This is a genomic window from Pseudomonas sp. B21-059, from assembly GCF_026016285.1.
Classification (GTDB): domain Bacteria; phylum Pseudomonadota; class Gammaproteobacteria; order Pseudomonadales; family Pseudomonadaceae; genus Aquipseudomonas; species Aquipseudomonas danubii.
In genome coordinates this window covers 4579126-4590752 of sequence record NZ_CP087201.1, presented here as the reverse complement: position 1 = coordinate 4590752, position 11627 = coordinate 4579126, and the positions used below count along the sequence as shown (strand labels likewise).

Genomic DNA, 11627 nt, shown 5'->3' with positions numbered 1-11627 from the left:
GCTAGGGGTGTTCAGATCGAAAGGGCCACTTCGGCCAGGAAGCTGAACAGTTCTGGGTATCCGGTCTGCTGCCATGCTTGGGTTTCATGATCAAAAAAGCACACCTCTGCCAGGCATTGGTTTTTTTCAATCCGGAATCCGTAGAAGTCGCCGCAGCCGTTCTCTGAAAACAACAGATGACACTTGCCAATCAGTGGGTGTTGTCGATTGATTCTGGCCAGGTTGAAATCGCTGTCTCTGTCCAGTGAGTAGACGATTCCCAAGGCAAAGTAGCCGCCCCCATGCTTCAGCAGGAACTGGCGGTACTCGACAGGAAGTCGCAGCGCCAGGTCATTTTGAGTCTCGGTGATGTCCTCCTCGGTGGCGGCGCTGTCCGAAGGGAGCTCAAACCAGATCGGATGGAGGTTCTTCTTGGCATTCAGCAGTTGTTCAAATTCACTGAAGTTCATTGTCCTGGTCTTCTTGAGGGGCGAGGCATCAGGTGTCGGCCAGTGTTTCAGACGCTCCGTGATGGTTCAGGAGCCGAGTTAGCGATGCTATCTCCTGAGCTTTCGGTTTCTTGCTGGTCACGGCCTCGTAGATCTCGTTGAGGACCAGATCCGGGTCCTTGTGGGTGAGCTGTGAGATGACATTCGCCAGGTTTCGATCTGACAGATGTTCATATAGCGCTGCCAGAAGAGGGCGGTAATCGGTTGGGCTGACTCCGTTCGGGAATGCTCTTTTCAGCATCGACAGTACGTCTGCCAGGGAGGCGTCCAGCTCGGTTCCGATGGGCATGGTGGGGGTGTTGCTCGCGTCTGTTGGTGGTCGGACGATTCTAGGTCATCAGGGTCCTGGCCGTCGCTGCGACGATGGCCAGTGGTGATGCCGCCGGCCATGCGAGACTTTGGTGATTCATTGATTCCAGCCGCCGCCCAGGGCCTTGTACAGGGCAATGCTCGACTGCAGCCGTGACAGCCGCAGTTGCACGTTCTGATCCTGGGCGGCGTACAGGGTGCGCTGGGTTTCCAGCACGGTCAGCAGGTCTTCGGCGCCGGCCTGGTAGCGGCTCTGGGCAATCTCGAAGGCCCGTTGCGCCTGATTCAACTCCTCGCTCTGCCACTGGCGTTGCTGGTCCAGGCCGCGAATGCTGTTGAGGGCTTTTTCCACATCGGCAAAACCATTGATGATCGCCCCCCGATAGCTTTCCAGCAGTTCTTCTTGGCGGGCCGTGGCTTTGTCCCGTTCGGCGCTCAGGCGTCCGGCGTTGAAGATCGGCGCCACCAGCCCGGCGCCGAGGTTGTAGAAGGGACTGCGCAGCAGATCCGGGGCGTGGCTGGCACCGGAGCCGAGGCTGGCGCTCAGGGTCACGCTGGGCAACATGGCCGCCCGCGCCACTTTGACGTCGGCCTGGGCTGCGGCCAGTTTGGCCTCAGCACTGGCAATGTCCGGGCGCCGGGTCAGCAGGTCGCTGGGGACGCCGGCATTGATGCTCGGCCATTGCAGTTGGGCGAAGTCCTGGTGACCCAGGTTGAGCGCCTGCACCGGTTGCCCGAGCAGGGCGGCGAGGGTGATCCGGGCTTCCTCGGCCTGTTGCTGCGCCAGGGGCAACTGGCGTTGCTGGGCGGCGACCAGGCTGCGTTGCTGGGCCAGTTCCAGGGCGGTGGCCGAGCCCGAGTCGTAGCGGGTCTGCACCAGCTTGAGCACGTTCAGGGCGTTGTCCAGATTCAGCTGGGCGATCCGGCTTTGTTCGCTCAGCGCCAGGGCCTGGGTGTAGCTGTTGGCGACGCCGCTGAGCAGGGTCAGTTCCACGGTGGCCCGGTCGAACTCGCTGGCCTTGACCCCCAGCAGGGCGCTGTCGCGGGCGGCGTGGCGGCCGCCCCAGAAGTCGATCTCGTAGCTGGCGCTGAGGCTGGCGTCGAAATAGTCCACGGCCTGGTTGTCGCTGGTGGCGTCCAACTTGCTGTAGCCCTTGCCGCGCAGCAGTTTCTGCCGGTTGGCGTTGAGCCCGCCCTTGAGCTCGGGCAGCAGTGGCGCGCCGGCGATCACGGCGCTGGTCTGGGCCTGGCGTACCCGCGCCATGGCCGCGGCGAGGTCGAAGCTGCCATCGCGGGCCTGGGCGATCAGGCGGTCCAGGTCCGGGCTGGCGAACTGGCTCCACCATTGCCGGTTGTCGGCCTGGGCGGCGGGGGGGGTGGCTGTTTGCCAGGTGGCGGGTGCTTGCAGGCCGCTGTCCGGGCGCGGTGCGGGGCTGCTGCAGGCGGCCAGCAGGATGCAGGCGGCCAGAAGGCTCAGGGGTGTTTTCATCGTTCGATCATTCACTGGTAAGGGCCGTGACCGGGTCGAGCCGGGCAGCTTTGCGGGCCGGCATGAAGCCGAAGATGACGCCGGTGACCAGGGCGCAGCCGAAGGCGCCGAGGACGGCGACCAGGGAGAAGGCGATCGCCACTTCACTGAGGATCAGTACGCCACCGATCAGCAGTGCCAGGGCGATGCCGGTCAGGCCGCCGACCACCGAGAGCATCACCGCTTCGGTGAGGAACTGGCGCAGGATGTCGCGCTGGCGAGCGCCGGTGGCCATGCGGATGCCGATCTCCCGGGTGCGTTCGCGCACGGTCATGAGCATGATGTTCATCACCCCGATACCGCCCACCAGCAGCGAGATCGCGGCAATGGCGCCGAGCATCAGGGACAGGGTGTTCTGGGTGCGGGCCTCGGCCTGGATCATCGCCGCGTTGTTGGTCAGCTCATAGTCGCGCTTGCCGTTGTGCAGGCGCAGCATCAGTTGGTCGATGGCTTGCTCGGCTTCCTTGACCTTGCTGGCGTCCGCCGCGGCGATGGCCACGTACTCCGGATTGCGACTGCCGAACAGGCGGGTGCTGGCGGCGGAGTAGGGCACTGCGATGCGATCGTCGCTGTCCTGGTCGCCGGAGCTGGCGCCTTTGCCCATCAGTACGCCGACCACCTGGAAGGGGGCGTTTTCGATCAGGATGTACTGGCCGATGGGGTTGGCAACGTCCTTGAGCAGTTTTTCCCGGACCTTCTTGCCGATCACCGCGACCGCGGCGCCGGCTCGTTCGTCGGCCTCGGTGAAGTAGCTGCCTTCGACCACCGGCCAGTTGAAAATGTGCGGGAAGTTGGTGTCGTTGCCCCCTACGTAGCTCATGTGATCGGCATTGCCGAAACGCACCACGGCTTCCGAGCCGTTGACCGGCATGATGCGCTTGACCTGGGGCAGGGTGGCCACGGCGGCGACGTCGTCGAGGCTGATGACGCCTTGCGGTGCGCGCGGGTTGGGCGCGTGTCCGCTGAGGTAAAGGATGTTCGAACCGAAGGCCCCCATTTGCGCCATCACCTGGCGCTTGCTGCCTTCGCCCACCGCCAGCATCACCACCACCGAAGCGACGCCGATGACGATCCCCAGCAGGGTCAGGGCGGTGCGGAAGCGGTTGATCCACATCACCCGCCAGGCGGCCTGCACTGCTTCCAGCAGCTCGCCTTTCCAGGCGCCGGTGGCTTCGCTGCCGTCGGCCAGGCGCTGGCGCAGGTCCACTGCCTGCAGGGCGCCGGCGTTGGCGCTCAGTTGCACCGACGGGTCGTGGTGGGCAGTGTCGCTGATGATTTCGCCGTCGCGGATCTCAATGATGCGCTTGGCCCGGGCCGCCACTTCACGGTCATGGGTGATGAGGATCACCACGTGGCCCTGGCTGGCCAGTTCGTCCAGCAGGGCCATGACTTCGGCGCCGCTGTGGCTGTCCAGGGCGCCGGTGGGTTCGTCGGCGAGGATGATGTGGCCGCCGTTCATCAGGGCGCGGGCGATGGACACCCGTTGCTGCTGACCGCCGGACAGTTGATGCGGGCGGTTGCCGCTGCGACTGGCCAGGCCCAGGCGCTCCAGCAGGGCGGCGGCGCGGGCGTGGCGTTCGGCGGTCGGGGTGCCGGCGTAGATGGCCGGCATCTCGACGTTTTCCTGGGCCGAGGCCGAGGGGATCAGGTGGTAGCCCTGGAACACGAAGCCAAAGGCTTCGCGGCGCAGCCAGGCCAGTTCGTCGCTGTCGAGCTGGGCGACGTTCTCTCCGGCAAACAGGTACTCGCCGGACGTGGGGCGATCCAGGCAGCCGAGGATGTTCATCAGGGTCGACTTGCCGGAGCCCGAGGCGCCGACGATGGCGACGAATTCCCCAGCGTGGATCGACAGGTCGATGCCGCGTAGGACATCGACTTGTGGGCTGTCGCCGCCGCCATAGGATTTGCGGATGTCTCTGAGGTCGATCAGCGGAGTCTGCATTCAACCCTCGCTGCTGTTGGCCGGGCCGATCAGCAGGTGATCACCCTCGTTCAAGCCGTCGAGGATCTGGATGCGCAGGCGGTCACTGATACCGACCCGGACCTTGCGCTCGTCGATCGAACCGTTCTTGGCTACCACCCGGGCAATCTGCAGGTCCGGCTCAGTACTGCCCTGCAGGGCGGCGATGGGGGCGGTGAGGACATTTTTTGCCTGGTTGGCGACGAAAAACACCTGGGTGGTCATTTCCGCCATCAGCGCGTTGTCGGCGTTGTCCACGTCCAGCAGCACGGTGTAGAGCACTACCCGGCCGCTGCCGCTCTTGCTGGTGCTGGTGGGGCTGCCGCTGCCCTGGCTGGTTTCGTTCAGCGGCTTGGGCGGAATGGGCAGGATCTGCCGCACGGTGCTGGTCCAGCGCCGGTTGCCACCGCTCAGGGTGGTGAAGTAGGCCTGCATGCCGGGTTTGACGTGGCCGATATCGGCTTCCGAGACTTCGGCCCAGACGGTCATGGGCGAGAGTTTGGCGATGCGCAGGATCAACGGCGTCTGCTGCTGGGCGTTGAGGGTCTGGCCTTCGCGGGCATCCACCGCCACCACGGTGCCGGACATAGGAGCGTAGATGCGCGTATAGCCCAGCTCCGCCTGGTCGCTGCGCAAACTGGCCTGGGCCTGGCGGATCTGCGCCTTGTACATGTCGATGCGCGCCTGGGTGGCCTTGAGTTCGGCCTGGGCGGTCTGTACGTCTTCTTCGCGAGTGGCGCCGCCGGCTGCCAGGTTCTGCTGGCGCTGGTATTTCTGCCGGGCCAGCTGGTTCTGGGCGTACTGCTCCTGCAACTGGGCCTGCAGGTTCTCGATGGCGAAACGGCTGGCGTCGAGCTTGGCCTGCTGGGTGGCGGGGTCGATCTCCACCAGCAATTGGCCTTCCTTGACGGTGTCGCCGGCCTCGACGTGGATCTTGCGGATCTGCCCGGAGGCCTGGGCGCCGACGTCGACATAGCGTCGGGGCTGCAGGGTGCCCAGGGCGGTGACGCTGCTTTCGATATCGCCACGGCTGACTTGCACCGTCGCGAACTGATCGCGTCCAGGGGGAATGAAGGTCCAGGCAGTGATGGCTACAACGGGAATCAAGCAGAGTGCTGCAAGCAGGGCGCGTCGGGTATGTCGGGGACGTTTCATGCAGGGTTCCGGCCAGGGGAAATCGGCCCGTCATCCAGCCGTTGCTGCTTCATGAGGCAAGGCCGGGCGCTGCCGTCGGGGCGGCAGATACGGGGAGCTGTCAGGTAAACGAGAAGCGCGTGGGGGAATTTAACTCCCGACACATGGGGTTACAGCTGCTTGAACACGAAATATCAGCGTATCGCAGCAGCAGTACTTTAAATCTATATGAGAATTACTATAAATTACGTCGCTCCTAAACTGCCATCATTGAATGACTGGATCAGTCCCCTTGCCACGGATCTTGTTCAAGGACAGAAATCACCCACCTGGGTCGGGAGTCATGTTGGAAAGTTACTACCGCGAGCTGATGGGCTTCCTCAACGCCAGGCTTGGCAACCGCCAGGTCGCCGAGGACGTTGCCCATGACGCCTTTGTGCGGGTGCTGGAGCGCCCCAGCGCTCCTCCCATCGAGCAGCCGCGGGCCTTCCTTTATCGCACGGCGCTGAATCTGGTGATCGACGACCATCGGCGTAACCAGCTGCGTCAATCCGAACCCCTGGAAGCACTCGACCAGCAAGAGCACTGCTTCAGTCCGTCACCGCAGGCGAGCCTGGATCAGGGGCAGCGCCTGGAGATGCTCCAGCGAGCCCTGGCGGAACTGCCCCGGCTGTGCCGCGAGAGTTTTCTGCTGCGCAAGCTTGAAGGTCTGTCCCATGTGCAGATTGCCGAGCATCTGGGCATTTCCCGCAGCCTGGTGGAAAAACACATCGTCAATGCCATGAAGCATTGCCGGGTGCGCCTGCGTCAGTGGGAAGCTCAGTGACCAGCGGCGCACGCTGGCGGCACTGAGCCTGGTGTAGTGGCGGCTGACTTTTGTTTGCCGGACCGCCGGGGCAGTGGGTTAAATTTTTTTTCATCGTCCTCGTTCCTACTCAACAGACGACCTGTTGGCCCTCAGGGGCCGGCCAGGTCACCGGCGTAATTCCCCGCGTTGAGGGGCTTCTCCAGAGGACACTGGACATGACACAGGCAATGGCATCGGCCATCGTTCACGATTTGATTGGTATCGGTTTTGGTCCCTCGAACCTGGCGCTGGCCATTGCGCTGGAGGAGCGCGGCCAGGTTCAGGGTCCTCTGGACGTGCTGTTTCTCGACAAACAGGCCGATTATCGCTGGCACGGCAATACCCTGGTGACCCAGAGTGAACTGCAGATTTCCTTCCTCAAGGATCTGGTCACCCTGCGCAACCCCACCAGCCCTTACTCGTTCGTCAACTACCTCAAGCACCATGGACGCCTGGTGGACTTCATCAACCTCGGGACCTTTTATCCGTGCCGCATGGAGTTCAACGACTATCTGCGCTGGGTCGCCGCTCAATTCAAGGACCAGAGCCGCTACGGCGAGGAGGTTCTGGCCATCGAGCCGCTGCTGCACAACCAGCACGTCGAGGCGCTGCGGGTCATCTCGCGCAATGCCCAGGGGGAAGAGTTCATCCGCAGCACTCGCTCGGTGGTGGTCAGCGCCGGTGGAACACCGCGGATTCCCGAGACCTTCAAGGCGCTCAAGGGCGACCCTCGGGTGTTCCACCATTCTCAGTACCTGGAGCGCATGGCTGAACAACCTTGTGTCGCCGGCAAGAAGATGAAAATCGCCATCATTGGTGGCGGTCAGAGTGCGGCGGAGGCCTTCATTGATCTGAATGACAGTTTCCCGTCGGTGCAGGTGGACATGATGATCCGTGGCTCGGCACTCAAGCCAGCCGACGACAGTCCCTTTGTCAACGAAGTGTTCTCGCCCGAGTTCACCGACCTGGTGTTCCAGCAAGCCAGCAGTGAACGTGAGCGCCTGGTCAACGAGTACCACAACACCAACTATTCGGTGGTGGACATCGACCTGATCGAACGCATCTACGGGATCTTCTATCGCCAGAAAGTCTCGGGGATCGCCCGTCACGCATTCCGCACCCTGACCCTGGTGGAAAAAGCCGTGGCTTCCGATCAAGGCATCGAGTTGGTGCTGCGCAACAATGCCACCGGCGCCTGCACCACTGAAAACTACGACGCGGTAGTGCTGGCCACCGGTTATGAGCGCCAGATGCATCGGCAGTTGCTGGCGCCTCTGCAGGAATACCTGGGCGACTTCGAAGTGGACCGCAACTATCGGGTGATCACCGACGAACGCTGCAAGGCCGGTATCTACATGCAGGGCTTCAGCCAGGCCAGCCATGGCCTGAGCGACACCTTGCTGTCGGTGCTGCCGATTCGTGCCCAGGAGATTGCCGATTCGCTGTATGAACATGGCAAGACCCGCGGTCACAGTCGCTCGGTCCGCGACCTGCTGCTGGCCAACGCCAGCTGAGGGGCGCCACGGCCGCTCTTGCGTGGCCTGCGCGGACGGGCGCCAAGGCATTCTTGCAGAGCTCTTCGCCGGCAAGCCGGCTCCTGCCGTTCGGGGTTATCCCGGGTGTTTTTTGCAGGAGCCGGCTTGCCGGCGAAGGCGTTCCTGAACCTTGGCTTGAGAACTTTTCGATTCCTCTTGCCGCGTCGTGGTGGCCCGCGGCAAGTTTCGGGTTTGCGGCGTACTGCTTGTAACTTGCTGCTTGTAGCTTGCCGCTAGTCGCCAAGAGGATTTTCGCCATGCAGGCCCTGCACAACATCAACCTGGACTCGCTGATCGATACCCTGGTCAGCCTCAGCGCGGCTTTTATCCTTGGTGGCCTGATCGGCTTTGAACGCCAGTACCGGCAGCGCACCGCGGGCTTGCGCACCAACGTGCTGGTGGCGGTGGGCGCGGCGATTTTCGTCGACATGGCCAACCGCCTGGGCGGTGCCGACGGCGCGGTGCGGGTGGTGGCCTACGTGGTGTCGGGCATCGGCTTTCTCGGCGCCGGGGTGATCATGCGCGAGGAGGGCAAAGTCCGCGGGCTGAACACCGCCGCCACCCTTTGGGCTTCGGCGGCGGTGGGCGCCTGTGCCGGTGCCGATCTGGTTCTCGAAGCCCTGCTGGGCACCCTGTTCGTGCTGGCCGCCAATACCCTGTTGCGGCCCATCGTCAACAACATCAACCGCCAGCCACTGGACGTGATCTCCGCCGAGGTCACCAACATCGTCTACGTCATTGCCCAGCGTTCGAACCAGAAGGCCGTGTTCGCCTTGCTGGAAGCCGAGCTGACGCGCAGCAATTACCCGGCCAGCGATGTCGATGTGCATGCTTTTGGCAACGATGAAGTGGAAATCGAGGCGACTCTGGCCAGCACCTCGGTGGACGGTGAAGAACTGGATGCGCTGGTGGCGCGGCTGTCCACTTCGGCCCTGGTGCAGCAGGCATTCTGGAGCCCGAGCACCACCGAGTGATAGGGGCTCGATGATGGCTAGCCTGTTGTCTTTTGCTGTTCTCAGAGACCTGTAGTGGGTTCTGGGAAAAGCCTTACAAAACAACAAGACCTTTCAGTCTCCTACCCCTCTGCTAAAAAAACCGGGCGGCGATTAAGGTAGTCAGCGACTTAGAAAGAGCTAGCGGTTGGGCTTGTGCACTAGCTGACTTGTCCGAAAAAAACTACGGCAAGAGCACGCTGGACATGGTTTTCAGAATACTCCTAGAGAAAACCTACAGGCACTTCCCTAGCCTTCTAGCGACCTAGGAGGAAAGGCCGGCAGCCGCCGGTCGTAGTCTCAAAAGCAGGATCCAGAAATGTCCAATAGAGCGCTGCGCATACTGATTGCCGATGATCAACATTTTCATCGGATGCAGATCGAACGAACCTTGAATCAACTGAGTTATTACCGCATTGCCCCCGTGCACACGCTGGAGGAGCTGCTTTCGCTGGTGGAGTACGCCTGCGATCCGTTCGACCTGCTGATCATCAACGGCAGCCTGGCCATCCACAGCGGTTTCGATCTGCTGGACTTCTGCCTGGACAACCCTCAGCTCGGTCACGCCTTGATCTATGACAGCCAGCGCTTTCCACCCATCCCCAGCAGCCTGCGGCACCGGATCCAGGCCAGCCGCGCCCAGTTGCCCGACAGCGAGGCGATCCGCCGCTTGATGCTGCAGATCGATCCCCCAGTGTTCAGGGGCGCCAGATCAGGCATTCAGTGGCTGCCGGAACTGCAGCACGGCGGCTGGCGCGTCAGTGCCAATTGATTGAACCGCGCTCTATGCAAAACGGCATCCCCAGGGGATGCCGTTTTACGTTGCGCTTCGGGCAAGGCGTCGCTGAGCAGGCGAGGCCGGGTTCAGGCCATGTCGCTGTGGCTGAACTCCTCGCCGAGAAAGTCGATCAGGCTGCGCACCGAAGGCAGCAGACCGCGGCGTGACGGGAAGATGGCGTGGACGATCCCGCAGCGCGGCGCCCAGCCGGGCACCAGTTCCAGCAGGCGCCCGGCGTCCAGGTCCTCGCGGACCACCACCTTGGGCAGATGGGCGATGCCGACGCCCGCCAGCACCGCATGGCGCAGGGCCAGCAAGTCGTCGGTGACCATCCGCGGCCGATGGCGGATCAAGGCTTCGGCGCCGTCGGGCCCCAGCAACTGCCATTGGTATTCGCGTTGCGCCGCTCCCCAGTGCAGGCTCGGCAGGCCACTGAGATCCGCCGGTGTGGCCGGGCTCGACAGGCGCTGGAGAAAGTCCGGATGGCCGACCAGGCTCTGGGTGCTGTTGCCCAGTACCTTCATCACCAGATCGGTGTTTTCCAGGGGCGGGAAGCGCACCCGCAGGGCAATGTCGAAGCCCTCGTGGATCAGGTCGACCCGGCGGTTGGTGCTTTCGATGAACAGCTCGACCAAGGGGTACTTGAGCATGAAGCGGGTAAGCATCGGCCCGACCCAGGAATTGAGCAGGGCCGTGGGGCAGGCCACGCGCACCAGGCCTTGAGGTTCGGAGCGATTGCGTTCGATGACTTCCGCCGCGCCCTCGGCTTCCACCCGCATGGCCAGGCAGCGCTGGTAATACTCCTGGCCGATCTCGGTCAGCGAACAGTGGCGGCTGGTGCGCTGGATCAGGCGCACGCCGAGGCGCTCCTCCAGCTGGGCAATCCGTCGGCTGAGCTTGGACTTGGGCATGTCCAGGGCGCGCCCGGCGGCGGCGAATCCTCGGTGCTCCACCACTTGGGTGAAGTAGTAGAGGGTATTCAGGTCTTCCAAGATCGTTCTCCAAATAGAACGCTAAGGGCGATTTTTGCAGTCTAGCGCGGCAAAGGTGTGAGTTTTAAGGTGTGTCCATCAGATAGTTCTGGAGGACGACATGAAAAACATCATCGGCATCTACACCAGCCCCCGGCCTCATTGGGTCGGTGACGGCTTCCCGGTCCGCACCCTGTTTTCCTACGACAACCTGGGTCAGCACATCAGCCCGTTCCTGCTGCTGGATCACGCCGGCCCCGCCCAGTTCAGCCCCACCAGCACCCGCCGTGGGGTCGGTGAACATCCCCATCGCGGCTTCGAGACAGTGACCATCGTCTACGACGGCGAAGTGGAACACCGTGATTCCACCGGCAGCGGCGGCAAGATCGGTCCGGGCGACGTGCAGTGGATGACCGCCGCTTCGGGGATTCTCCACGAGGAGTTCCACTCCGCCGATTTCGCCCGGCGTGGCGGCAATCTGGAAATGGTCCAGCTGTGGGTCAACCTGCCGGCGAAGGACAAGCTCGCAGCCCCCGGTTACCAGACCATCGTCGCGGCGGATATTGCGCAGCTCCCGCTGCCCGGCCATGCCGGCAGCCTGCGCCTGATCGCCGGTGAGTTCGCCGGCCAGCGCGGCCCGGCGCGGACCTTCACCCCCATTGACGTCTGGGACATGCGCCTGCTGGCCGGCAAACACCTGGAGCTGCCCCTGCCCCCAGGGCGCAACACCGCTTTGGTGGTGCTGCGTGGCACGCTGCAGGTCAATGGCCAGGAGCGTGTCGCGCAAGGACAGTTGGCACTGTTGGAACGCGAGGGCGACCTGATCAGCCTGCAAGCCGACAGCGACGCGATTGTGCTGTTGCTCAGCGGCGAGCCCATCGACGAGCCCATCGTCGGTCACGGCCCGTTCGTGATGAACAGCGAAGAGGAGATTCATCAGGCCTTCGTCGATTTTCAATCGGGACGCTTCGGCCAGATGGACGCTACCGGTCACTGACCGGCAGCGCTGGCGCGGCGCGCTTGGCCGACTAGGCTCTGCGAGTCGCGCGCTACCCCCCAATGTCCGCCCTCACGCAGCAGGCGCG

At 63.2% G+C, this 11627-nt stretch carries 11 protein-coding genes; 5 read left to right on the top strand and 6 right to left on the bottom strand.

What is annotated here, in order from left to right:
* Positions 1-11: 11 nt before the first annotated feature.
* The 5 genes from LOY69_RS20180 to LOY69_RS20160 all read right to left on the bottom strand — a co-directional run bounded on the left by LOY69_RS20180 (position 12) and on the right by LOY69_RS20160 (position 5440).
* Entirely contained in the window at positions 12-449 is a 438-nt protein-coding gene (locus tag LOY69_RS20180; protein WP_110653646.1) for an SMI1/KNR4 family protein, read from the bottom strand.
* Positions 450-477: 28 nt separating this feature from the next.
* Positions 478-777 (bottom strand): DUF3349 domain-containing protein, encoded by a 300-nt coding sequence (locus tag LOY69_RS20175; protein WP_102880149.1) that lies wholly within the window; start codon positions 775-777, stop codon positions 478-480.
* 117 nt (positions 778-894) lie between these two features.
* Entirely contained in the window at positions 895-2286 is a 1392-nt protein-coding gene (locus tag LOY69_RS20170) for an efflux transporter outer membrane subunit (protein ID WP_110653645.1), read from the bottom strand.
* A gap of 7 nt (positions 2287-2293) precedes the next feature.
* Positions 2294-4267, bottom strand: a complete 1974-nt coding sequence (locus LOY69_RS20165) for a MacB family efflux pump subunit (protein ID WP_170004334.1) — start codon at positions 4265-4267, stop codon at positions 2294-2296.
* The gene (locus tag LOY69_RS20160) at positions 4268-5440 is read right to left on the bottom strand and encodes an efflux RND transporter periplasmic adaptor subunit (RefSeq protein WP_102880152.1); all 1173 of its coding nucleotides are present in this window, start codon (positions 5438-5440) and stop codon (positions 4268-4270) included. It abuts the gene before it with no gap.
* A gap of 322 nt (positions 5441-5762) precedes the next feature.
* On the opposite strand from LOY69_RS20160, the gene LOY69_RS20155 reads away from it, so the two are divergent.
* From LOY69_RS20155 to LOY69_RS20140, 4 genes are all read left to right on the top strand, one after another.
* Positions 5763-6245, top strand: coding sequence for a sigma-70 family RNA polymerase sigma factor (locus tag LOY69_RS20155; RefSeq protein ID WP_102880153.1), 483 nt, complete (start codon positions 5763-5765; stop codon positions 6243-6245).
* A gap of 197 nt (positions 6246-6442) precedes the next feature.
* On the top strand, positions 6443-7780 hold the full coding sequence (locus LOY69_RS20150) for a lysine N(6)-hydroxylase/L-ornithine N(5)-oxygenase family protein (RefSeq protein WP_265073489.1): 1338 nt from the start codon (positions 6443-6445) through the stop codon (positions 7778-7780).
* A 278-nt stretch (positions 7781-8058) separates the two neighbouring features.
* Positions 8059-8775, top strand: coding sequence for an MgtC/SapB family protein (locus LOY69_RS20145; RefSeq protein WP_265073488.1), 717 nt, complete (start codon positions 8059-8061; stop codon positions 8773-8775).
* A 337-nt stretch (positions 8776-9112) separates the two neighbouring features.
* Positions 9113-9565: a response regulator gene (locus LOY69_RS20140; RefSeq protein ID WP_102880156.1), complete on the top strand. Its 453-nt coding sequence runs from the start codon at positions 9113-9115 to the stop codon at positions 9563-9565.
* Between the two features lie 92 nt (positions 9566-9657).
* Here LOY69_RS20140 and LOY69_RS20135 read toward each other — a convergent pair whose 3' ends face one another.
* Positions 9658-10566, bottom strand: a complete 909-nt coding sequence (locus LOY69_RS20135; RefSeq protein WP_102880157.1) for a LysR family transcriptional regulator — start codon at positions 10564-10566, stop codon at positions 9658-9660.
* Between the two features lie 97 nt (positions 10567-10663).
* Between LOY69_RS20135 and LOY69_RS20130 the strand changes: the two genes are divergently transcribed.
* Positions 10664-11539 carry a pirin family protein gene (locus tag LOY69_RS20130; protein ID WP_265073487.1) on the top strand — a complete coding sequence of 292 codons (876 nt, stop codon included), beginning with the start codon at positions 10664-10666 and terminating at the stop codon, positions 11537-11539.
* Positions 11540-11627: the final 88 nt, after the last annotated feature.